This is a genomic window from Streptomyces sp. NPDC058279 (genome assembly GCF_042881255.1).
Lineage (GTDB): Bacteria > Actinomycetota > Actinomycetes > Streptomycetales > Streptomycetaceae > Streptomyces.
Map to the genome: position 1 here is coordinate 33,674 of NZ_JBHVYA010000010.1, position 20,682 is coordinate 54,355.

The 20,682-nt window shown below is 72.4% G+C and carries 26 protein-coding genes; 19 read left to right on the forward strand and 7 right to left on the reverse strand.

The annotated features are described in order from the left end of the window. Window positions 1-130: 130 nt before the first annotated feature. A complete protein-coding gene (locus tag ACFVXJ_RS20040) occupies window positions 131-1,162 on the reverse strand; it encodes a LacI family DNA-binding transcriptional regulator (RefSeq protein ID WP_389663318.1) in 1,032 nt (343 codons plus the stop codon). A 24-nt stretch (window positions 1,163-1,186) separates the two neighbouring features. After that, entirely contained in the window at window positions 1,187-1,966 is a 780-nt protein-coding gene (locus tag ACFVXJ_RS20045; RefSeq protein WP_389663320.1) for a response regulator transcription factor, read from the reverse strand. A 379-nt stretch (window positions 1,967-2,345) separates the two neighbouring features. On the opposite strand from ACFVXJ_RS20045, the gene ACFVXJ_RS20050 reads away from it, so the two are divergent. From ACFVXJ_RS20050 to ACFVXJ_RS20110, 13 genes are all read left to right on the forward strand, one after another. Continuing rightward, window positions 2,346-2,600, forward strand: a complete 255-nt coding sequence (locus ACFVXJ_RS20050; protein WP_190187233.1) for a MoaD/ThiS family protein — start codon at window positions 2,346-2,348, stop codon at window positions 2,598-2,600. Window positions 2,601-2,610: 10 nt separating this feature from the next. Then, entirely contained in the window at window positions 2,611-4,221 is a 1,611-nt protein-coding gene (locus ACFVXJ_RS20055) for a hypothetical protein (protein WP_389663322.1), read from the forward strand. 77 nt (window positions 4,222-4,298) lie between these two features. Continuing rightward, entirely contained in the window at window positions 4,299-5,012 is a 714-nt protein-coding gene (locus tag ACFVXJ_RS20060) for a DUF2993 domain-containing protein (protein WP_389663324.1), read from the forward strand. Window positions 5,013-5,174: 162 nt separating this feature from the next. After that, window positions 5,175-5,258 carry a putative leader peptide gene (locus ACFVXJ_RS20065; protein ID WP_359921537.1) on the forward strand — a complete coding sequence of 28 codons (84 nt, stop codon included), beginning with the start codon at window positions 5,175-5,177 and terminating at the stop codon, window positions 5,256-5,258. 192 nt (window positions 5,259-5,450) lie between these two features. Further along, a complete protein-coding gene (locus ACFVXJ_RS20070; protein ID WP_389663326.1) occupies window positions 5,451-6,296 on the forward strand; it encodes a sulfurtransferase in 846 nt (281 codons plus the stop codon). A 60-nt stretch (window positions 6,297-6,356) separates the two neighbouring features. Then, window positions 6,357-6,647, forward strand: a complete 291-nt coding sequence (locus tag ACFVXJ_RS20075) for a DUF1416 domain-containing protein (protein ID WP_030030422.1) — start codon at window positions 6,357-6,359, stop codon at window positions 6,645-6,647. Between the two features lie 137 nt (window positions 6,648-6,784). Next, entirely contained in the window at window positions 6,785-7,072 is a 288-nt protein-coding gene (locus tag ACFVXJ_RS20080) for a DUF3099 domain-containing protein (RefSeq protein ID WP_389663328.1), read from the forward strand. A 117-nt stretch (window positions 7,073-7,189) separates the two neighbouring features. After that, window positions 7,190-7,933, forward strand: coding sequence for a hypothetical protein (locus tag ACFVXJ_RS20085; RefSeq protein ID WP_389663330.1), 744 nt, complete (start codon window positions 7,190-7,192; stop codon window positions 7,931-7,933). Then, entirely contained in the window at window positions 7,930-8,772 is an 843-nt protein-coding gene (locus ACFVXJ_RS20090) for a hypothetical protein (protein WP_389663332.1), read from the forward strand. Before ACFVXJ_RS20085 ends, ACFVXJ_RS20090 begins: the two co-directional genes overlap by 4 nt. Further along, entirely contained in the window at window positions 8,769-9,620 is an 852-nt protein-coding gene (locus ACFVXJ_RS20095) for a hypothetical protein (RefSeq protein ID WP_389663333.1), read from the forward strand. Before ACFVXJ_RS20090 ends, ACFVXJ_RS20095 begins: the two co-directional genes overlap by 4 nt. Before the next feature lie 267 nt (window positions 9,621-9,887). Continuing rightward, complete coding sequence (locus ACFVXJ_RS20100; protein WP_389663335.1) at window positions 9,888-10,460, forward strand: FABP family protein; 573 nt, start codon at window positions 9,888-9,890, stop codon at window positions 10,458-10,460. A 193-nt stretch (window positions 10,461-10,653) separates the two neighbouring features. Continuing rightward, on the forward strand, window positions 10,654-11,064 hold the full coding sequence (locus ACFVXJ_RS20105; protein ID WP_389663609.1) for a Fur family transcriptional regulator: 411 nt from the start codon (window positions 10,654-10,656) through the stop codon (window positions 11,062-11,064). Between the two features lie 21 nt (window positions 11,065-11,085). After that, window positions 11,086-12,054: a YgfZ/GcvT domain-containing protein gene (locus ACFVXJ_RS20110; RefSeq protein WP_389663337.1), complete on the forward strand. Its 969-nt coding sequence runs from the start codon at window positions 11,086-11,088 to the stop codon at window positions 12,052-12,054. Between the two features lie 19 nt (window positions 12,055-12,073). On the opposite strand, the gene dtd is transcribed toward ACFVXJ_RS20110, so the two are convergent. Beyond that, window positions 12,074-12,499: a D-aminoacyl-tRNA deacylase gene (dtd, locus tag ACFVXJ_RS20115; protein ID WP_136213713.1), complete on the reverse strand. Its 426-nt coding sequence runs from the start codon at window positions 12,497-12,499 to the stop codon at window positions 12,074-12,076. 132 nt (window positions 12,500-12,631) lie between these two features. Here dtd and ACFVXJ_RS20120 point away from each other — a divergent pair, with 132 nt between their 5' ends. From ACFVXJ_RS20120 to ACFVXJ_RS20130, 3 genes are all read left to right on the forward strand, one after another. Further along, window positions 12,632-13,204, forward strand: coding sequence for an AmfC protein (locus ACFVXJ_RS20120; protein ID WP_389663339.1), 573 nt, complete (start codon window positions 12,632-12,634; stop codon window positions 13,202-13,204). 94 nt (window positions 13,205-13,298) lie between these two features. Then, window positions 13,299-14,543: a GNAT family N-acetyltransferase gene (locus tag ACFVXJ_RS20125; protein ID WP_389663340.1), complete on the forward strand. Its 1,245-nt coding sequence runs from the start codon at window positions 13,299-13,301 to the stop codon at window positions 14,541-14,543. A 113-nt stretch (window positions 14,544-14,656) separates the two neighbouring features. Further along, window positions 14,657-15,430, forward strand: coding sequence for a putative protein N(5)-glutamine methyltransferase (locus ACFVXJ_RS20130; RefSeq protein ID WP_389663342.1), 774 nt, complete (start codon window positions 14,657-14,659; stop codon window positions 15,428-15,430). Window positions 15,431-15,452: 22 nt separating this feature from the next. Here ACFVXJ_RS20130 and ACFVXJ_RS20135 read toward each other — a convergent pair whose 3' ends face one another. Then, window positions 15,453-15,866, reverse strand: a complete 414-nt coding sequence (locus ACFVXJ_RS20135; protein WP_361314470.1) for a VOC family protein — start codon at window positions 15,864-15,866, stop codon at window positions 15,453-15,455. 10 nt (window positions 15,867-15,876) lie between these two features. Beyond that, a complete protein-coding gene (locus ACFVXJ_RS20140; RefSeq protein WP_389663344.1) occupies window positions 15,877-16,317 on the reverse strand; it encodes a helix-turn-helix transcriptional regulator in 441 nt (146 codons plus the stop codon). A 75-nt stretch (window positions 16,318-16,392) separates the two neighbouring features. Here ACFVXJ_RS20140 and ACFVXJ_RS20145 point away from each other — a divergent pair, with 75 nt between their 5' ends. The 3 genes from ACFVXJ_RS20145 to ACFVXJ_RS20155 all read left to right on the forward strand — a co-directional run bounded on the left by ACFVXJ_RS20145 (window position 16,393) and on the right by ACFVXJ_RS20155 (window position 17,899). Further along, on the forward strand, window positions 16,393-16,791 hold the full coding sequence (locus ACFVXJ_RS20145; protein ID WP_389663346.1) for a helix-turn-helix domain-containing protein: 399 nt from the start codon (window positions 16,393-16,395) through the stop codon (window positions 16,789-16,791). Window positions 16,792-16,826: 35 nt separating this feature from the next. After that, a complete protein-coding gene (locus ACFVXJ_RS20150) occupies window positions 16,827-17,393 on the forward strand; it encodes a hypothetical protein (protein ID WP_389663348.1) in 567 nt (188 codons plus the stop codon). 167 nt (window positions 17,394-17,560) lie between these two features. Then, a complete protein-coding gene (locus ACFVXJ_RS20155; RefSeq protein ID WP_361314479.1) occupies window positions 17,561-17,899 on the forward strand; it encodes a DUF2516 family protein in 339 nt (112 codons plus the stop codon). An 84-nt stretch (window positions 17,900-17,983) separates the two neighbouring features. On the opposite strand, the gene ACFVXJ_RS20160 is transcribed toward ACFVXJ_RS20155, so the two are convergent. Together ACFVXJ_RS20160 and ACFVXJ_RS20165 are read right to left on the reverse strand one after the other, a co-directional pair. Beyond that, a complete protein-coding gene (locus ACFVXJ_RS20160) occupies window positions 17,984-19,285 on the reverse strand; it encodes a PP2C family protein-serine/threonine phosphatase (protein WP_389663350.1) in 1,302 nt (433 codons plus the stop codon). 202 nt (window positions 19,286-19,487) lie between these two features. Next, on the reverse strand, window positions 19,488-20,585 hold the full coding sequence (locus tag ACFVXJ_RS20165) for an NlpC/P60 family protein (protein ID WP_389663352.1): 1,098 nt from the start codon (window positions 20,583-20,585) through the stop codon (window positions 19,488-19,490). Between the last annotated feature and the right edge of the window lie 97 nt (window positions 20,586-20,682).

Genomic DNA, 20,682 nt, shown 5'->3' on the forward strand with positions numbered 1-20,682 from the left:
CTGCGCCTCAAACGCCGGCGCGGGCTGGCCCGTGTCGGCTCTTGGGCCCCGGGGAACGGTGGAAGGGCGGGTAGGGGACAGCCCCGCAGGGCCACCCACCGGCCGGCAGCCGGAAGGCGGCAGGGGCGCGTCAGGAAGGCGGGCGGCAGCCGCAGGAGCGGCGGATGACCAGGGCCGACGGGAACTGCTTCAGCCGCTCCCGGCGCGAGCCGGCCACGCGGAGGGCGTCGTCCAGGACGAGGTCCACCGCCGCGCGGGCCATCGCCGGGCGGTCCGAGGCGATCGTCGTCAGCGGCGGATCCGTCAGGGCGGCTTCCTTGACGTCGTCGAAGCCGGCCACCGCCAGCTCCCCCGGCACGTCGATCCGCAGCTCCCGCGCCGCCCGCAGCACACCGATCGCCTGGTCGTCCGTCGCGCAGAAGATCGCCGGCGGCCGGTCGGGGCCCGACAGGACCTCCAGGGCGACCGTATACGCGTCGTAGCGGTTGTACGGGGCCTCGAACAGCCGGCCCTCCACCGACCGCCCGGCCTCCAGCATCGCCCGGCGCCACCCCTCGACGTGGTCCGCGACCGGGTCGCCGACCGACGGGGTGTTCTCGACGCCGCCGATACAGGCGACGTACGGGTGCCCGTGCTCCAGCAGGTGCCGCGTCGCGAGCTGCGCGCCGCCGATGTCGTCCGTGATGACCGCGACGTCGTCGATCGCCTCGGGCCGCTCGTGCAGCAGCACGATCCGGGCGTCCCACGCCTCGATCTCCGAGGCCGCGCGCTCGCTCATGCCCTGGCTGACCAGGATCAGCCCGGACACCCGCATGCCGAGGAAGGCCCGCAGGTAGTGGACCTCGCGCTCGTCGCGGTAGTCCGAGTTGCCGACCAGCACCATCTTCCCGCGCTCGGCGGCGGCCTGTTCGACCGCGTGCGCCATCTCCGCGAAGAACGGCTGTCGCGCGTCGGGCACGATCATGCCTATGAGGTCGGTGCGCCGCGAGGCCATCGCCTGGGCCACCCGGTCGGGCCGGTAGCCCAGGTCCTTGATCGCGGCGAGTACACGCTCGCGCGTGGCCGGGGCAACCGGCCTGGGTCCGTTATTGATGACGTAGCTCACGACGGCGGTAGAGGTACCCGCAAGTCGCGCCACGTCATCCCGCGTCACCTTGGCCACGCGCGGCAGTCTACGCGGGGTGACCTACCTCTGGGCAGGGCGTCCTGCCGACCGGACCGTCACCGGGGCTTCCTCCATCCGGGGCAGGGCCGCGGCGGCCTGGGCCGCCGCTTCCGCCGCCGCCCGTTCCACCTTCTCCGGCGTGACGAAGCGGTAGCCGACGTTGCGCACCGTACCGATCAGCGACTCGTGTTCGGGGCCGAGCTTGGCGCGCAGCCGCCGTACGTGGACGTCCACCGTCCGGGTGCCGCCGAAGTAGTCGTAGCCCCACACCTCCTGGAGGAGCTGCGCGCGGGTGAAGACCCGGCCCGGGTGCTGGGCGAGGTACTTCAGCAGTTCGAACTCCTTGAAGGTGAGGTCCAGGACCCGGCCCTTCAGCTTCGCGGAGTACGTGGCCTCGTCGACCGACAGGTCACCGTTGCGGATCTCCATCGGGGAGTCGTCCGAGCCGAGCTGCTGACGGCCGGTGGCCAGCCGCAGCCGCGCCTCGACCTCGGCCGGCCCGGCGGTGTCGAGGAGGACGTCGTCGATGCCCCAGTCGGCGGTGACGGCCGCGAGGCCGCCCTCGGTGACGACGAGGATCAGCGGACAGCCGGGCCCGGTGGAGCGCAGCAGTTGGCACAGCGACCGCACCTGCGGCAGGTCGCGGCGGCCGTCGACGAGGATCACGTCGGCGCCGGGCGTGTCCACGAGGGCCGGGCCCTCCGCGGGGGCGACCCGGACGTTGTGGAGCAACAGTCCGAGTGCCGGCAGCACCTCGGTGGACGGCTGCAGGGCGTTGGTGAGGAGCAGGAGCGAGCTCATGCCCGACCACCTGCCCGGGTCGGGTGGTCGTGCACGCCCCTGTGCGCGTGCACGGTTCGCTGGTCCATCACTCGGTTCCTCCTCGGTCCCGTCGAGGACTTTCGCGGCACTGCTTCGTACGACTTCGTGTGGCGCCCGCCCGGTCCCCGCGCCCTGAGGCCCGGACGGCACCTGTTCTCGGTCCGTTCAACGTGCTGAAAGCACAAAAGGACCCGGGGGCTACGTTGCCCGGATCCTCTGCACCGCCAGGATAGCCCACGGCCCCTTTCGCGGCCGAGGTCTCATCAGATCCCTCTTCTGTGGTTCCCGCCACGCCGGGCATCCGGTGGGAGGCGTCATCATGGAGGCCGACGGTAGAGAGCCGACGATGGGAGCAGCAGTGGCAACCGGAACCATCCGCTACTGGGCGGCGGCCAAGGCCGCCGCCGAGACGGCGGAGGAGCCGTACTCGGCGCGCACGCTGGCCGAGGCGCTCGACGCCGTGCGGGAACGCCACCCGGGTGAACTGACCCGGGTCCTGCTGCGCTGCTCCTTCCTCGTGAACGACGAGCCTGTGGGCAAGCGCCCGCACGATGCCGTCCTGCTGACGGAAGGGGGCACCGTCGAGGTGCTCCCGCCGTTCGCGGGCGGGTGAGCGGGAGCCGATGACCAACTCCGACGAACAACAGCAGCCGCAGGGCGCCCCGCAGGACCCGTACGGGACCCAGACCTGGCAGTCCGAGACCTGGGAGACCGGCTACCAGCCGGTGCCGGTGCCGGTGCAGCAGGTTCCGCAGCCGCCCGCTCCGCCGCTGGGCGGGGTGCCCGATCAGGGGCAGCAGCCGGTGGCGCCCGAGGGGTGGTTCCGGGACGTCTCCCCGGCCCAGGCGCCCGCCTCCGACTGGGTCGCGGAGACCGCGTACCTGCCGCCCTACCGGGAGCAGGCCCCGCAGCAGCCGCAGGCGCAGCCCCAGCCGCAGCAGCCGGCGGCGCCCGAGGGCTGGTTCCGCGAGGAGGCCCCGCGGCCGGCGCCCGCGCCGGAGTGGCAGGCGGAGACCGCGTACCTGCCGCCGGTACGGGAGGACATGGCCCCGCAGGGCTGGTTCCGCGAGGAGGCCCCGGCGTCCCCGGCCCCCGCGTACCCCGACCCCGCTCCCGGCGGGAACTGGGCCGACTCGACGGCCTACCTCCCGCCCCAGGCGGCCGCGCCTTCACCCGCGGACGCCGCCGCGACCGCGTACCTGCCGCCGATCACGGACGGCATGGCCCCGCCGACCGGCGCGCATGCCGCGCCGCGCTCGCACGCCGCCCCGCGGTCGCACGCGGACGACGCCGCCGCGGCCACGGCGTATCTGCCGCCGATCACGGACGGCATGGCCCCGCCGACCGGCGCGCATGCCGCGCCGCGCTCGCACGCCGCCCCGCGGTCGCACGCCGCCCCGCGCGGACTGCCGCAGCCCGTCGGGGAGCAGGAGGAGCCCGAGTACTCGCCGCCGACCGTGGCCGGGAACACCCTGCGCGCAGTCGACCCCGCCCAGGCCCGCGCCGAGGGCCGGTCGCCGATCATCGACCCCGGTCCGCAGTCGGCGCTGCTGACCGCCGCCCTGGGGCTGCTGCTGGCCGGCGCCGCCGCGCTCGGGGACCTCGCACTGCTCGTGCCGCTGATCGCCCTCCAAGGGCTCACCGCGGCCGGCTGGTTCCGCCTCAACGGCATGTGGCCCGCCCGCCAGGGCATCGCCCTCGCCTTCGCCGGAGCCGTCGTCGCCGACGCGGCGGTGCTCGCGGTGGACGAGGTGTACGGCCCCGGCGCGATCATCGGCACCCTCGGCGCCTGGGTGCTGCTCACGCTGGTGCTCCAACTGCGCAGCCACGCCGACCCCGACGAGCGGATGTACGGCCTGATGGCGTCGGTGGCCTCGGCCGCCCTCGCCATCGTCTGCGCCGGGTTCCTGGCCGCCGACTCGTCCGCCGTCGGCGTCGGCGCGACCGCCGTGGCGGTGGCCGTCTTCGCCCGCGCGCTGCCGCTCCCGACCCCGGCTTCCGTCGCCGTCTCGTTGGCCGCCGCGGCCGGCGCGGGCATCGCGGTGGGTTCGCTGAACGGTCTCGGGGCAGGCGGGGCACTGGTCGGGCTGGCGGCCGGCGTGTGCGCGCTGGTCGGGCTGCGGGTGGCCGCGTACGACTACCCGTCGAAGTTCGTCCACATGACGGCCGGTGTCGCGCTGCCGCTCGCGGCCGCCGCGCCGGCGGTCTACCTGATGGGCCGGGTGGTCGGCTGACCGGCGTGCTGACGGCGGCCACATGTCCGGACATGGTCAACTAGAGCGCACGTACCGATCAGTAGGGGGAGGGGCACGTGCGTTTTCTACGCGTCGTCGTCATCATCGCAGTGATCCTGGGAGGGCTCTTCGTGGGCGTCGACCGCTGGGCGGTCGGCTATGCCGAGAACCGGCTCGCCGAGCGCATACAGGCCCGGCAGGGGCTCGCGGGCACCGCCGAGGTGGACATCCACGGATTCCCCTTCCTGACCCAGGCGCTCAGCCACGACCTCGACCAGGTGGACCTGACGCTCAAGGGGGTCGAGGCCACCGCCGACGGCCGCAAGACCCGGCTGACCCGGCTCGACGCGTCCTTCCACGGGGTGGAGTTGAACGGGGACTACAGCGGCGGCACGGCCCGGCGCGCCGAGGGCACCGCGTTCGTCTCGTACGCGGACCTCACCGAGGCGTCGCAGACCGGCGTCACCGTCGCCTACGGCGGGCAGCCGGGGAAGGTGAAGGTCACCGCCAGGGTGGAGATCCTGGGCAAGACCCTGACGCGCAGCGTCGTGTCCACCGTCACCCTCGCGGACGCCCCCTCCGGCAAGGGGAAGATCGTCCGGGTGCGCGCCGACGAGGTGCCGGGCGAGGGCATCCCCGGCCTGGAGCGGCTCGTGCGGAAGCAGACCGACTTCGACCGCTCCGTCGACGGGGGCCTGCCGGCCGGGCTTCAGCTCTCCGCGCTGACCTCGGACGAGGCGGGCGTACACCTCTCGCTGACGGGCACGGACGTGGTGCTGGCCGGATCGTGAGACGGGCAGGTCCGATCCGCAGATGGGCGGACCGCCGGAAGGAGCCCCGGAGGCCGTGGGACGGCCTCCGGGGCTCTTCTCGTCCCGCCATTCGGACGATCCTGTCTCGCCATATGACACACCGGTGACAGGGCGGCCGATTCGTCCCTACGATCCCTACCTATGAAGCATCAGCAGGCGGACCTCACGAAGCGGCGGGCAGTAGACCTGTGTCGCGTCGCCGCCATGCTCTGTCGCTCCATCTAGCGGTGTGAGCCCTTCCGCTCCACCGGCCGTCGACGGCCTTCCCCGCGCGACCGCCCCCGCGACCCGCCCCGCCGCCCCCTGACGCCTCCCCGCGCAGGGCACCGCCGGCCGCCGTCCGGAGCGCCGCGCACGAGTACCACCCCGCAGCAGCACCAGCACCGTCCCGCCGCACACTGCCCCGGAGGAGAAACCATGAGCCGCAGCGACGTCCTCGTTGACGCCGACTGGGTCGAGGCCCACCTGAACGACGCCAACGTCGTCATCGTCGAGGTGGACGAGGACACGTCCGCCTACGACAAGAACCACATCACCAACGCCGTCCGGATCGACTGGAAGAGCGACCTCCAGGACCCGGTCCGCCGTGACTTCGTGGACCAGGAGGGCTTCGAGAAGCTGCTCTCCGCCAAGGGCATCTCCAACGACGACACGGTCGTCCTCTACGGCGGCAACAACAACTGGTTCGCGTCCTACGCCTACTGGTACTTCAAGCTCTACGGCCACCAGGACGTCCGCCTGCTCGACGGCGGCCGCAAGAAGTGGGAGCTCGACTCCCGCGACCTGGTCGACGGCAAGGACGTCCCGAACCGCCCGGCCACCCAGTACAAGGCCAAGCCCCAGGACGCCTCGATCCGCGCGTTCCGCGACGACGTCGTGGCCGCGATCGGCAACCAGAACCTGGTCGACGTCCGCTCGCCCGACGAGTTCTCCGGCAAGCTGCTCGCCCCGGCGCACCTCCCGCAGGAGCAGTCGCAGCGCCCCGGCCACGTGCCGAGCGCCCGCAACATCCCCTGGTCGAAGAACGCCAACGACGACGGCACCTTCAAGTCCGACGAAGAGCTGACCGCCCTCTACGAGGCCGAGCAGGTCGACCTGGCCAAGGACACCATCGCCTACTGCCGCATCGGTGAGCGTTCCGCGCTCACCTGGTTCGTGCTGCACGAGCTCCTGGGCCAGGAGAACGTCAAGAACTACGACGGCTCGTGGACCGAGTACGGCTCGCTGGTCGGCGTGCCGATCGAGCTCGGCGCGAACAAGTAACCAGCGGCACGCGTCGCCCCGTACGCGGTACCAGCTCTCTCTAGGACAGGACAGAGAAACATGTGTGGAGCACAGATCGGCGGGCCCGACCTCGCCACGCTCAAGCCCGGTGAGACCGCCATCCAGGGCCAGGTGACCAAGGACGGCGAGCCCGTCAGCGGTTACGTCCGGCTGCTGGACTCGACCGGCGAGTTCACCGCCGAGGTCCCGACCTCGGCCACCGGCCAGTTCCGCTTCTACGCCGCCACCGGCTCCTGGACGCTGCGGGCGCTCGTCCCGGGTGCCCAGGCGGACCGTGCCGTCGTGGTCGCCGAGGCCGGCGGAGTGACGGACGTGGCGATCGCGGTCTGACCGCCGCTCCACGTATGACCGGCCGGAGGGCCGCACCCCAGGGGGTTGGACGCCACTGGAACGGGGTGCGGCCCTTCGCGCCGTCCGGGCTCGGCGCGGCCCTTCGCGCCTTTGCCGGACCGCCCTACTCTGGAGGTATGTACGCCAAGCGGCGCCGCGTCTATTTCCTGATGATGGGCGGATGTCTGTTCCTCTTCGTCTCCGCCTGGGCGTTCGTGCGCCTGTGGTCGGTGGAGGCCGCCGTCGCGCTGTGCGTGGTCGCCATGGTCATCCCGCCGGTCGCCGCGATGACCGCGAACCGGCGCGGACCGGAGGACCGCTGGTGGGACGACCCCTCGGGCGACCCCAAGTCCGATGAGTGGTGGGACGAACTGGACGGGAAGCGGCGCCCGCAGGACCGCCGCGAGGACCGGCGCGAAGAGTAGAACCTCCCGGTATCAAAATGTAATAAGGGTGCGTACAACCAGGTCCTGACGCAGGCTGTCTCCCGTCTGTGCGCCGGTATCGGACCCGCCGCCTCACGTCCCGTGGGGGGACCACTCTTGGAACAAGAACAGCCCCTGCCCGCGTCCCGGATACGGGCGGGGTGGCGCGCCGCGCTGCTCGTCGCGGGCGCCCTCGTCCTGGGAGTCGTCGCCGGCACGGTGACCGGCTACGCCGTCCAGTACGGACGCCCGCCCACGCCGCTGCCGCCGCTGGCCCGGCAGGACCTGAAGATGCCGGCCCCGATCGCGGCGAACGACGCGACCACCCAGCGGACGATCAACGCGAACCGGTGGGACAAGGCGGACGAGGACCTGGCGCAGAAGCTCCTGGACGCCCCGGCGGGTGCGCGGGACGCGGAGTCGGGGTACGAGTCGCCGGACGAGTTCGCGACGGACAGTTTCGAAAGGCCCGCCGGCGGCTTTCCCTCGCTGATCGACGGCAGAGTGCGTCGGGCCGCCCATGTGAGCTGGCACGAGGGCAACGACGTCATCGACATCCGGCTGATCCAGTTCCGGGAGCGTTCCGGTGCGCAGAGGTATGCCAGTGACTTTTCGGGCTTCATGCCCGACGACGACTACGCGGGCAACAGCGGCTATGCCCTGCCCGGAGTCCCCGCCGACTTCGGCCACGGCTGGCTCTCCAAGGTCAAGGAGAAGCCCGGCTACCTTCCCCTGCGTTTTGGCGAAGCAGTCGTCCGACGGGGTGACATCGTCATGGACGTCAAGATCGTGAACGAGCGGGCCGATCTCTCCGAGGGCGAGATCAACGCTCTCGCCAAGCGACAGTTGGAGCGGCTGTGAGCGAGCAGACCACCGAGGCCGCGACCGAAGCGGAGCCGGCTGAGGGACCGTCCGCCGCCGGGCCCGCGCGCACGACGAACCGCAAGACCGTCGTCTTGATCGCCGCCGGTCTGGGACTCGCGGTCCTCGCGGGCGGCGGCTTCCTGGCGTCGGCCCGGCTGGACGAGGCCGACCGCACCTCCCCGACGCGGTATTGGCGTCCGGCCGGAGTCCGTTCGGACCTCGAACCGAAGCCGGTTCCGACGGTGCCGCCCACCGCGCTCGCGGCCAAGCTGCTGCCGATGGACGCCGGCGACCAGCCCGGACCGGACCTGGACGGCGAGGGCAACGACTTCTACGTGCCGGGCGAACGCGCGCTCCAGACGTTCAAGAACTCCCGCTCCGGCCTTTCCGAAGAGGAACGCGCCGGACGGGACAAGGCACTGGCCGGTCTGAAGCTCAAGGGGGTGGCCGGGCGCAGCTTCACCACCTTCCCGGAGCGGTCGGTCAGCGAGATCGAGCTGATGCAGGCCGACTCCCAGGCCGTCGCCTCCCTTGCCGAGGTCGACAAGAAGGTGCTCGCCGTCCTGGAGAAGCTCGGCGAGCGGACCGGAAACAAGCGTCAGGCGCCCGTCGTGGACGGCTTCCCGCAGGCCAAGTGCGTCCTGTCGAACGTCGTCGGCGACCGGCCGGACGACATAGAGAAGAAGGAGAAGCTCGACTCCCTCGACTGTGTGGCCGCCGAAGGGGACGTTTTGGTGACCTTCCGGACGTACGGGGCGGCGATCGCGGTGAACCAGGCCGTCGACCTGTTCGAGAAGCAACTGACCCGTCTCAAGACCCCCGGGGAGTCCGCGTGACCGGGCAACTGACCACCGGCACCGGCACCGGCAACGTCCCGCCGGTCGAGCCGCCCGTCGAGTCGGTCGCGGTCGTGCCGAGGGACCGCCGCAAGCTGTTCGCCGTCCTGCGCTGGGCCGCCGCCGTGGTCGTCTTCGCGGCGGCGGGCGCGGGCACCGCGTACGGGATCACGCAGCAGCAGCGGACCGACCTCCCGGGTCTGTCCACCCGAGCCGACGGCCGCTGGACGTACCCGGCGCAGGCCAGGCCCACGCCGCCGCCGGGCGCCCCCCTCCCGGCAGGCGCGGACAACAAGGGCGCGACGCACTACGCGGACCTGAGCGCCCTGATGCTCGCGGCCCCCGTTGGTGCCCGGCCCGACACCGCGTTCAAGGCGGACAAGGACGCGGTGGTCCCGTCCGACGCGTTCCTGGAGGAGTACCCGGCCGACGCCCGGCCGAAGCTGAAGGAGTCCCTTGAGTGGGACGGCCTCCGCAAGATCACCGGCCGGTCGTGGATCATGCCCGACGGCACCCGGACCCGTATCTACCTGCTGCGTTTCCACTCCTCGGGATTCGTGGACAGCTTCCAGGGCTGTAAGCCGGACGTCCGGCTGGCCGGCGCGGCCTCGCTGTCCGCCGACCCGGAATGGATGGAGGTCGGCGTCGATGCCGACACCAGCGCGGTCATCAGCGGCACCGATGTCGCGCTGTACGAGGAGCCCAAGCCCTTCGGCGAGGCACAGACCCGGCTCGGCTGCCTCCAGGCGGGCGACGTGCAGGCCGTGATCATCCAGTCCCGCAAGGGCGGCGCGGCCATGGTCCCCTTCCATCAGACGCTGGTCCTACAGCGCCAGCTGCTCGGCTGAGCACGGTACGGGCTACCTCACACAGTGCGCCGGTCCCCGGGCCAGTAGGCTTGGGGACCGGCCCCGTACCGCCCACAAAACTCCGAGGAGCACCCCGTGCTTGAGGCAGTCTTCACCTCCCTGCTGATCCTGGTCTGCGTCGGCGTCCTCGCCTTCACCGGCCTCGCCGTGAAGAAGCTGTACCAGGGCCAGCGCTGATCGTCCCGATCGGCCACCGCCCGCCCCGGCCCCCGGAACCCCTCACACAGATCGTCTGAGCAGCCACCCATGATCCAGATCCCGTCCGACCTGAACCCGGGCCTCGTCCCCCTCGCCTTCCTCCTCGGTACCTGGGAGGGCGCGGGCGTCTTCGACTACCCCGGTGAAGAGAAGTGCAACTTCGGCCAGGAAGTCGTCTTCAGCCACGACGGCCGGGACTTCCTGGAGTACCGCTCGCGTACCTGGGTGCTCGACGCCGAGGGCAACAAGGTGCGGCCGCTGGAGACCGAGAGCGGTTACTGGCGCATCGACGCGGACCGCAAGGTGGAGATCGTCATGGTCCGCGACCAGGGCGTCGTCGAGATCTGGTACGGCGACCTCGCCGACAAGAAGCCGCAGATCGACCTGGTCACCGACGCCGTCGCGCGCACCGCCGGGTCCCGCCCGCACAGCGGCGGCAAGCGGCTCTACGGGTACGTCAAGGGCGACCTGATGTGGGTCGGCGAGAAGACCACCCCCGAGATCGAGCTCCGCCCGTACATGTCGGCCCAGCTCAAGAAGGTCGTCACGCCCGAGGAGGTCGCCGAGATGGCACGCAACCTCCCGGACATGCCGGACGACGGCATCGCGTTCTTCCGTTGAGCGGACCTCCGCGGATGAGCGGACCTCCGCGGACTGCGCGAGAAGGGGACCGCGGGCCGAGCCCGCGGTCCCCTCGCGCGCTTACACTGACCGGGTGGTGAGCACCGACAGCACCGACAGCGCCCGACGTACGGAAAGCACCGGAAGCACCGGAGGCACCGAAGGTGTCGAAGGCGCCGACTGGAAGAGCGACCTGCGCCGGCGCGGCTACCGGCTGACACCGCAGCGCCAGCTCGTGCTGGAGGCGGTCGACGCCCTGGAGCACGCCAGCCCGGACGAGATCCTCGCCCAGGTCCGCAAGACCGCCTCCGGGGTCAACATCTCCACCGTGTACCGCACGCTGGAGCTGCTCGAAGAGCTCGGTCTGGTCTCCCACGCCCACCTCGGGCACGGCGCCCCCACGTACCACCTCGCGGACCGGCACCACCACATCCACCTGGTCTGCCGCGACTGCACCGAGGTGATCGAGGCCGATGTGGACATCGCCGCCGAGTTCACCGAGAAGCTGCGCACCACCTTCGGTTTCGAGACCGACATGAAGCACTTCGCGATCTTCGGGCTGTGCGCCGATTGCGCTGCCAAGCGCCGCTCCGGCTCCGCCTGAGGGGGCCGTACGCTTGGTGCCATGACCAGCAGCCCCTTGCTCCATCTCCCCGGCGCCGTACCGGCCGAAGGCCGCGACGAGGGCGTCGCCGCCCACTACGGAGAGCTGTACGGCGAACAGCGCGCCCTCGCGGACGGCCGGGGGTTCGTCGATCTCTCCCACCGCGGGGTCGTCACCGTCACCGGGCCGGACCGGTTGAGCTGGCTGCACCTGCTGCTCACCCAGCACGTCACCGACCTGCCGCCCGGACAGGCCACCGAGGCGCTGATCCTCTCCGCCAACGGGCACATCGAGCACGCCCTGTATCTCGTCGACGACGGCGAGACGGTGTGGGCGCACGTCGAGCCCGGCACGCAGGAGGCGCTGGTCGGCTACCTGGAGTCGATGAAGTTCTTCTACCGGGTCGAGGTCGCCGACCGGACGGAGGACTTCGCGGTCGTGTACCTGCCGGCCGGTTCCATCGCCGAGGTGCCCAAGGAGCTCGCCGTGCGCGAGACCGCGCACGGCCGGGACGTGTTCCTGCCCCGCGGTGAGCTGGAGGGGTTCGCCGCATCGCACGGTCCGGCCGCCGGGTTGCTCGCGTACGAGGCGCTGCGCGTGGAGGCGCACCGGCCCCGGCTCGGCCAGGAGACCGACCACCGCACGATCCCGCACGAGCTGGGCTGGATCGGCAGCGCCGTGCACCTCCAGAAGGGTTGCTACCGGGGCCAGGAGACGGTGGCCCGCGTCCACAACCTGGGGAAGCCTCCGCGCCGCCTGGTCTTCCTGCACCTGGACGGTTCCGAGGTGCTGCTCCCGGCGCACGGGACGCCCGTACGGCTCGCGTCGGACGGGGAGGAGGGCCGTCAGCTCGGCTTCGTGACCACCGCGGTCCGCCACCACGAGCTGGGGCCGATCGCGCTGGCCCTGGTCAAGCGGAACGTTCCGGTGGACGCGCCGCTGCTGGTCGGTACGACGGCCGCCGCGCAGGAGGTCGTCGTCGCGCCGTAGGCGCCCGGTCCTGCCGGGTCTAGATGTCGATGACGATGGTGAACGGGCCGTGGTTGGTGAGCGAGACGCGCATGTCCGCCCCGAACCGGCCCGTCTCCACCGTCGCGCCCAGCGCCCGCAGTTGGGCCACCACCTCGTCGACCAGCGGCTCGGCCACCGGGCCGGGCGCGGCCGCGTTCCAGGTGGGGCGCCGGCCCTTGCGCGCGTCCCCGTAGAGCGTGAACTGGGAGATCACCAGCAGCGGCGCGTTCACGTCGCTGCACGACTTCTCCGCCTCCAGGATCCGCACCGACCAGAGCTTGCGCGCCAGCAGCGCCGCCTTCTCCGGCGTGTCGTCGTGCGTCACTCCCACCAGGACGCACAAGCCCTCGCCGACGATCTCCCCGACGGTCTCGCCGGCCACCACGACGCTCGCGCCGTCCACCCTCTGCACCACTGCTCGCATACCACCTGTGTACCAGGCGTGCACCCGTCCGGGGCCGATCGGGTGGCGTGGGACTGCGTCGGCACGGCGGTCAGTGGCACGATGCTGGAAGGCGGTGCCCCCAGCACCGGTCGAGGGGACGGACACGAACGCATGAACACCTCTGGTACCTCCGTACCTGTACCCGCGGCACCCGCGCCGTCGGCGGGCCGGCCGCCCGCCCAGCGCAACGGCGACGACCCGGGACCGACCATCCCGGCCGCCGCGCTCGGGCTGCCGGAGCTGCGCGCCCTGCGCCGCGACGCGCAGCGCGACGAAGCCGACCTGAGCTATGTGCGCAGACTCCTGCACGGCCGTATCGACATCCTGCGCGCCGAGCTGGCCCGGCGTACGGATCCCGAGTCGCCGGTGGTGGACCGGCTCTCGGAGATCCTCGCGGACGCCCCGTCCAGCCGCAGCGCCTCCGCCCGGCACGTCACGCTCGGCACCCCGCAGAGCGAGGAGTCGCGGCTGCTGGCGGCCGAGATGCTGTCGGACGTGGAGCTGTCGGACCTCGGTGCGCGCACGGACGCCGAGCTGCACGAGGCGATGGCCCGGTTGATCCGCTACGAGCAGCAGGTCTCGCGGCGCAGACAGCAGTTGCAGCGCATGGCGGACGACTCCATCGCCGAGATCACCCGGCGCTACCGGGAAGGCGAGGCGCAGGTCGACGACCTGCTGGCGTAGCGCGGCGGGCCGCGTGCACGGGCCGCGTCCGTGCGCGGCGGGCCGTGCGGAAAATCAGGCGACCTCGGCCGGCCGGCCGATTAGCGTGGCGGCCATGAGCGCTGACATCCGGCCGATAGCCGAAGCCGAACTCCGGGAATGGCTCCAGACCGTGCAGACCGGCTTCCTGTTGGCCGCCCCGGTGACCGACTCGGATGTCGCGCAGCGCGCCAAGAACGGCGACCTGGCCCGCACCCAGGGCGGTTTCGACACCGGCACCGGCCGCTGCGTGGCCACCTTCCGCTCGTTCGCCCAGCGGCTGACGGTGCCCGGCGGGGCGGCCGTGCCGGCCAGTGCCGTCACGAACGTCACCGTGCTGCCCACGCACCGCCGGCAGGGCCTGTTGACCCGGATGATGGCCGCCGAGCTGACGGCCGCCCGGGACCGGGGCGACACCGTCGCGACCCTGATCGCGGCGGAGTTCCCGATCTACGGGCGCTTCGGGTTCGGCCCCGCCGCCTGCGTCTCGGAGTGGGAGATCGACGTACCGCGCAGCGGACTGGACCCGCACCGGGCCGCACCCGCCGACGGCGGCCGGGTCGAGTTCGTGGACGCCGCCGAAGTGCGGCGCGTGGGGCCCCCGTTGCACGAGCGGCTGCGCGCGACGACGCACGGCGCGGTCGACCGGGGCGAGCGCTGGTGGAACCTGCGCACCGGCCTGGAGTCGATCTCGGTCGACCCGTACATGCCGAAGTTCTTCGCCGTGTACCGCACGGCGGAGGGTGAGGTGGAGGGTCTGGTGGCCTACGGCGCCGACGACCGATGGACGGACGCGAAGACCCCGCAGAACACCGTGCGGGTGCGGGACCTGATCGCGGTGACCCCGGCCGCGGAGCGGGCGCTGTGGCACTTCCTGTGCTCCATCGACTGGGTGCAGAAGGTGCGCACCGGCTACCGCGCCCCGGACGACCTGCTCCCGCGGCTCCTGCCGGACCCGCGCGCCGCCCGCCTCGTGACCGCCGCCGACTCCCTGTGGGTGCGGGTGCTGGACGTGGAACGGGCGCTGGGCGCGCGGACGTACGCCGTACCGGGCGTCCTGGTACTGGAGGTGACGGACCCGGCGGGCCCGGCCGAGGGGCGCTACCGGTTGGACGCGGGCACGGGGGAGTGCGTCCGCACGCGGGAGCCGGCCGATCTGCGGCTGGACGTCTCCGCGCTGGGCTCGCTGTACCTCGGCGACGAGTCGGCGGTCCGGCTGGCGGCGCTCGGCCTGGTCACGGAGGAGCGGCCGGGGGCGGTGGCCCTGGCGGACACGGTGTTCCGCACGGCCCGCCGGCCCTGGTGCCCGGACATCTTCTGACCGACCGCACGGCGCACGACACGCCGGCGGCGCCCGTATCGTCGCTCCGGCGGGGTGGACACCGAGGACGGGATTACGTGGGAGACGTGGGAGACGTAGGAAGCGTGGGACACGTGGCGACACTGGTGGAACGCCTGCGCGCGGCCGGCTGCGTCTTCGCGGAGGAGGAGGCGGAGCTGCTGACGCGGGCCGCCCGGGACGAGGGGCACCTCGCGCAGCTGCTGGCGCGCCGGGTGGCCGGCGAACCACTGGAGACGGTCGTCGGCTGGGCGGAGTTCTGCGGGCTGCGCATGGAGGTGGGCGCGGGGGTCTTCGTGCCGCGCCGGCGCAGCGAGTTCCTGGCGGGGCAGGCGGCGGCGCGGACCGGTCCGGGGGCCGTCGTCGTGGACCTGTGTTGCGGGGTGGGCGCGCTGGGGGCGGCCGTGGCCTCGCGGGTGCCGGGGGTGGAGCTGCACGCGGCGGACATCGACGAGGGTGCGCTGGTGTACGCGCGGCGCAACGTGGCGCCGTACGGGGGCCGGGTCCACCGGGGCGACCTGTACGCGGCCCTGCCCGACTCGTTGCGGGGGCGGGTGGACGTACTCGTGGTCAACGCCCCGTACGTGCCGACCGACGAAATCGCCTTCCTGCCGGCGGAGGCCCGCGACCACGAGCCCACGGCCACGCTGGACGGCGGCCCGGACGGGGTGGCCGTCCACCGCCGGGTGGCGGCGCAGGCCGCCCGCTGGCTGGCCCCGGGCGGTCGGCTGCTGATCGAGACGAGCGCCCGCCAGTCCCCGCTGACGGCGTCGGCCCTGACCTCGGGCGGCCTCGCGGTGCGCGCGGTCACCTCGGACGAGTTCCACGCGACGGTGCTGATCGGCACCGCGCCGGCGACCGCCGGTTAGCAGGCGGTAGGCAGGTGTCCGGCTACGCCGCTGCCGGGGCCTGGTTGATGCGTACGAGGTTCCCCGAGGGGTCACGGAACGCGCAGTCGCGCGGTCCCCACGGCTGCTCGATGGGCTCCTGGAGCACCTCGGCACCCGAGGCACGCACCTTCTCGAACGTCGCGTCGAGGTCGTCGCTGCGGAAGACGACCATCGGCAGCACGCCCTTGGTCAGCAGCTCCTGGAGCGCGTCGCCGTCGGTCTGGGAGCGGCCCGCGTGCGGCTCGGAGATGACGATTTCCAGGCCGGGCTGCGCGGGGCTGCCGAGGGTGACCCAGCGGTGGTCGCCGGAGGCGACGTCGTTGCGGACTTCGAGGCCGAGGGCGTCGCGGTAGAAGCCGAGCGCCTCGTCCACGTCGTTGACGGTGATGTGGCAGTACTGGAGGGAGATGTTCATGCCGTCCACGCTAGGCGGCGGTCGCGGGGCCCGCTTCTTCGATCCTGCTCGGCGTTTCCCGGGTCGGCCGCGTGTACACCTTGGCCACGCAGGCGGGCATGGCCGTCACCGCGTGGTGCTCCCGGCCGCGGTACGCGCTGGGGGTCTCGCCCAGGATCTCGGTGAATCGCGAGCTGAACGAGCCGAGCGAGGTACAGCCCACCGTCATGCACGCGTCGGTGACGCTCATACCGGCCCGCAGCAACGCCATCGCCCGCTCGATCCGGCGGGTCATGAGGTAGCTGTAGGGGGTCTCGCCGTAGACCGCCCGGAACCGCCGCGAGAAGTGCGCCGGTGACATCAGCGCGTGGCGCGCCATCGTGGGCACATCGAGCGGGCGGGCGTACTCCCGGTCGATCAGGTCCCGCGCCCGACGCAGATGCGCGAGGTTGGCGAGTTCTTGCGGGTCCATGCCTTCGACGGTACCACCGGGAGCTATTGCAAGCGTCTGCTTGCAATAGTTAGCAGAGTCGGGCAGCATGGGGCCATGGCATCGCTCAACGTCGGAAACCTCGGCGAGTACCTCCGGGAGCAGCGGCGGCAGGCTCAGCTTTCGCTGCGCCAGCTCGCCGACGCGGCGGGGGTGTCGAATCCGTACCTGAGCCAGATCGAGCGCGGACTGCGCAAGCCGAGCGCGGACATCCTCCAGCAACTGGCCAAGGCGCTGCGGATCTCCGCGGAGACGCTGTACGTGCAGGCCGGAATCCTGGACGAACGCGATCGCGACGAGGTGGAGACGCGGGCCGTCATCCTCGCCGACCCGTCCATAAACGAGCGGCAGAAGCAGGTACTGCTCCAGGTCTACGAGTCGTTCCGCAAGGAGAACGCCTCGGAGGTCGAGCCGGAGCCGGCCGGTGCCGACGACGAAAAGCCCCACACAACCTGACGCACGAACCGACTGTGATCCGGGAGGACCAGCACATGGCCATCGCCGATGACCTGAAGAAGACCCTCACCGACCCGACCCCCCTCTACTTCGCCGCCGGCACCGCCGACCTCGCCGTGCAGCAGGCGAAGAAGGTGCCCGGACTGATCGAGCAGCTGCGCGCCGAGGCCCCCGCGCGCATCGACGCCGTCCGGAACACCGACGCGAAGATCGTGCAGGAGAAGGCCAAGGAGGCGCAGGAGGTCGTCGCGGCCAAGGTCGCCGAGGTGCTCGGCGCGATCGACCCCAAGAAGCTGGGCGAGACGGCACAGGACCTGGCCCTGCGCGGCGTGGGCGTGGCCGCCGAGTACGCCGTACGGGCGAAGGAGACCTACGACAAGGTCGCCGAGCACGGTGAGCAGGCCGTACGGGCCTGGCGCGGCGAGGTCTCCGAGGAGATCGTCGACATCGCCGCGGCCGTGGAGCCGGACGTCCCGACCCAGAGCGGCCCCGCCGCCGAGACCGGCGCGTCCTCCTCGGACGAGGAGCGGGCCGGCGCGAGGAAGCCCGGCGCCCGCAAGGCCCCGGCGAAGAAGACCGCCGCCACCGCCGACGAGAGCTGATCACCACGCCGAGTGGGGCCGAGTGAGGTCGAGTGAGGTGAGGACGGACCGGGCACCTGGAAGGTGCCCGGTCCGTTGTCCTCTGTGAGGGCGGCTCTGCCAGTAGCGTGGAGGCAGGCGGTATCGGGCGGTATCAGGCGGCGGACGCGGGAAAAGGCGGTCGGGCGATGTTGATGAACGGTTTCGACAACGGGGTGCTCCCCCTGCTCGGCTTCGCCATGCTGGCGCTCGCCGTCGTGGCCTTCGTGCTCGCGTTGATCGCGCGCGAGGACGCGTACCGGGCCGCGGACAAGCAGACGAAGACCTTCTGGCTGGTCATCCTCGGTGTCACGGTCCTCGTGGACTTCTTCCTGGGGATGCTGTTCCTGGAGATCGCCGGCCTGGTGGCGACCATCGTCTTCTTCGTCGACGTCCGGCCGGCCCTCAAGCAGGTCTCGGGCGGCGGCCGACGCAGTGGCGGCAGCAGCAGCGACGGCCCGTACGGGCCGTACAACGGCGGACGTTAGCGGGTACGACGGCCCGCGGGGCCCCGGCCGGCGTCTGCGGGGTCCCGGGCGGCGCGGGGCGGCGCGGCTCGGCGCGGGCCGGGGTCAGCCCGTCTCGCGCGAGAGCAACACCACGGCCACGTCGTCGGTCAGTTCGCCGCCGTTGAGCCGGCGGGCCTCGGTGACGGAGGCTTCCAGCAGGTTTTCGCCGCGCAGGCCGGCGTCGAGGTGGCGGTTGATCATCTCGATCATGCCGTCCTGGCCGAGCCGCTCCCGGCCCTCGCCGACGCGGCCCTCGATCAGGCCGTCGGTGTAGAGCATCAGGCTCCACGCGCCGCCCAGCTCGACCTGCCGGCGCGGCCAGCGGGCCTTCGGCAGCAGCCCGAGCGCCGGACCGCTGCTCTCGTACGGCAGGAGCCGCGCCGAGCCGCCCGCGCGCACGATCAGCGGGGCCGGGTGGCCTGCCAGGCAGAGACCGGCGTGGCGGCCGTCGGGGGAGATGTCCACCGTGCACAGGGTCGCGAAGATCTCGTCGCAGGGCCGCTCCACCTCCAGCACCTGCTGGAGGGTGGCCAGCAGGTCGTCGCCGCACAGGCCGGCGAGGGTGAGCGCGCGCCAGGCGATGCGCAGTTCGACGCCGAGGGCGGCCTCGTCGGGGCCGTGGCCGCAGACATCGCCGATCATGGCGTGCACGGTGCCGTCGGGGGTGCGGACGGTGTCGTAGAAGTCCCCGCCGAGCAGGGCGCGGCTGCGGCCCGGGCGGTAGCGGGCGGCGAAGCGGAGGTCCGAGCCGTCGAGGAGCGGGTTGGGCAGCAGTCCGCGTTCCAGGCGGGCGTTCTCCTGGGCGCGCAGTTTCGATTCTGCGAGCTTGTACTGGGCGATGTCGGCCCGCTTGCGTTCCACGGCGTAGCGGATGGCGCGGCTGAGGAGACGGCCGTCGAGCTCGTCGCGGAAGAGGAAGTCCTGGGCCCCCACGCGGACGGCTTCGGCGGCGCGCTCGGCGTCGGCCTCGGCGGTGAGGACGAGGACGGCGTGGCGCGGGGCCATCCGCAGGACCTCGCGCAGGGTGGCGAGCGGGTCGTCCTTGGCTCCGCCGGGGTGGGGCAGGGAGAGGTCGAGCAGCACGCACTGCACGTCGGGGGTGAGCAGCCGGGCCGCCTCGGTGAGGTTGCGGGCGGTGCGGAGCCGGATGCGGTGGCCGTCGGCGTGCAGGATCTCGGGGACGGTGAGGTCGCCGGCGGGGTCGTCCTCGATGACCAGGAGGGTCAGGGAGGGCGCGGGGGTCGCCGGGGCCGGGTCGGCGGGCAGGACTGCCTGGCCGACCCGGGTGACAAGGGTGTCCCGCGGCCGCGGTACGGGTGCGGGCATCGTCTCCGGTTCCTTCGCTCCCCCCGAGGGTGCGCTCATGCGGTCGACCCTAGCGGGCCGGTGCGGGCGGGGGAACGGCGGCGCGGGGCGGAGCCCGCGTCATATGCCGTTATCGCGGGGAAAGCCCGGACGCGGGATGACCAACGTCACGACGCGGGCGGCGCGGCGTCCCGCCCACCGAGACGGCGGGCGGGGGCTTCCCGCCGCCCCGGGGCGGACCTCGTCCGGGCGTACCGTCCGGTCACGCGTCCGGGCGGACCACTGCCTTGATCGGCATCGAGCCCGCGCCCGCGAGCGTGACGTTGCGGCCCGGCCGCGGGGCGTGGATGATCGCGCCGTCGCCGACGTACAGGGCGACGTGGCTGGCGTCGTCGAAGTAGATGATCAGGTCGCCCGGACGCATGTCCTTGATCGCGACCTTCGGCAGCAGTCGCAACTGCTCCTGCGAGGTCCGCGGGATGCCCCGGCCCGCCGCCAGCCACGCCTGCGAGGTCAGCCCGGAGCAGTCGTACGAGTCCGGACCCACGGCGCCCCACACGTACGGCTTGCCGACCTGGGCGGTGGCGAACCGGATGGCCTTCTTCCCGGCCTCCGACGCCGTGCCGTTGATCTCCTTCAGGACGCCCGACGACAGCCAGGCCGTCTGCGCCTGGCGCTGGGCGTCCTGCTCCAGCTGGAGCAGCTTGGCCTTCTCCTCGGCCGCCAGCTTGCTCTCCAGCTCCTGGGCCGCCTTGATCTTCTCCTCGATCTCCTTCTTGGCGGTCTCCTGCTTGACCCGGTTCGCCTCCAGCTTCTGCCACAGCGCGCTCGCGTCCTTCGCGTACCGCTGGAGGTCGCTTTGGGTGCGGTTCAGGTCGGCGAGCAGGTCCGCGGTGGCCTTCTCGCCCTGCCGCAGCCGGTCCGCGCCGTCCAGGTACTGGCTCGGGCTGCCGCTCAGCGCCAGGCGCGCGCCCGGCGGCAGGCCGCCGGAGCGGTACTGGGCGCGGGCGGCGGCGCCCGCGCGGTCCTTCAGCGAGGTGATCCGCTCCCGGCCGGCCGCGACCTGCTTGGCGAGTTCCACGACCCGTTCGGACTGCGCCTTGGTCTCGCTCTCCGCCTGGTTGTACGCGTCCGTGGCCGTCCCGGCCTGGCGGTACAGCTCTTCGATCTCCTTGCGGACCTCCTCCAGGGACTTGGTCCCCGGTTCCGGCGCCGGCGCCGCGGGAGCGGTGGGCGCGCCGGGCGCCGCGTACGCGGTCCCCGCGAGGCCGAGGGTCGGCGCGCTCGCCAGCACCGCCATCGCGCACAGCAGCGTGAGAGCGGATGCGCCCCGCCGGCGCGCTCGCTTCACGGTCCCCATGGTTCCCCCCAGGCGCCCCAAGTCGGATGGGACACACGGACATCACCGGGTATCACATCTGACTATCCATCAGTAACTTACTCTGGCATTCGGGATG

Coding starts and splice junctions, on each gene's coding strand:
- ACFVXJ_RS20045 (WP_389663320.1), bottom strand. CDS start 1,966: ATGAGCTCGCTCCTGCTCCTCACCAACGCCCTGCAGCCGTCCACCGAG.
- ACFVXJ_RS20055 (WP_389663322.1), top strand. CDS start 2,611: ATGACCAACTCCGACGAACAACAGCAGCCGCAGGGCGCCCCGCAGGAC.
- ACFVXJ_RS20065 (WP_359921537.1), top strand. CDS start 5,175: ATGAAGCATCAGCAGGCGGACCTCACGAAGCGGCGGGCAGTAGACCTG.
- ACFVXJ_RS20070 (WP_389663326.1), top strand. CDS start 5,451: ATGAGCCGCAGCGACGTCCTCGTTGACGCCGACTGGGTCGAGGCCCAC.
- ACFVXJ_RS20075 (WP_030030422.1), top strand. CDS start 6,357: ATGTGTGGAGCACAGATCGGCGGGCCCGACCTCGCCACGCTCAAGCCC.
- ACFVXJ_RS20080 (WP_389663328.1), top strand. CDS start 6,785: ATGTACGCCAAGCGGCGCCGCGTCTATTTCCTGATGATGGGCGGATGT.
- ACFVXJ_RS20100 (WP_389663335.1), top strand. CDS start 9,888: ATGATCCAGATCCCGTCCGACCTGAACCCGGGCCTCGTCCCCCTCGCC.
- ACFVXJ_RS20110 (WP_389663337.1), top strand. CDS start 11,086: ATGACCAGCAGCCCCTTGCTCCATCTCCCCGGCGCCGTACCGGCCGAA.
- dtd (WP_136213713.1), bottom strand. CDS start 12,499: ATGCGAGCAGTGGTGCAGAGGGTGGACGGCGCGAGCGTCGTGGTGGCC.
- ACFVXJ_RS20120 (WP_389663339.1), top strand. CDS start 12,632: ATGAACACCTCTGGTACCTCCGTACCTGTACCCGCGGCACCCGCGCCG.
- ACFVXJ_RS20125 (WP_389663340.1), top strand. CDS start 13,299: ATGAGCGCTGACATCCGGCCGATAGCCGAAGCCGAACTCCGGGAATGG.
- ACFVXJ_RS20135 (WP_361314470.1), bottom strand. CDS start 15,866: ATGAACATCTCCCTCCAGTACTGCCACATCACCGTCAACGACGTGGAC.
- ACFVXJ_RS20140 (WP_389663344.1), bottom strand. CDS start 16,317: ATGGACCCGCAAGAACTCGCCAACCTCGCGCATCTGCGTCGGGCGCGG.
- ACFVXJ_RS20145 (WP_389663346.1), top strand. CDS start 16,393: ATGGCATCGCTCAACGTCGGAAACCTCGGCGAGTACCTCCGGGAGCAG.
- ACFVXJ_RS20150 (WP_389663348.1), top strand. CDS start 16,827: ATGGCCATCGCCGATGACCTGAAGAAGACCCTCACCGACCCGACCCCC.
- ACFVXJ_RS20155 (WP_361314479.1), top strand. CDS start 17,561: ATGTTGATGAACGGTTTCGACAACGGGGTGCTCCCCCTGCTCGGCTTC.
- ACFVXJ_RS20160 (WP_389663350.1), bottom strand. CDS start 19,285: ATGAGCGCACCCTCGGGGGGAGCGAAGGAACCGGAGACGATGCCCGCA.
- ACFVXJ_RS20165 (WP_389663352.1), bottom strand. CDS start 20,585: ATGGGGACCGTGAAGCGAGCGCGCCGGCGGGGCGCATCCGCTCTCACG.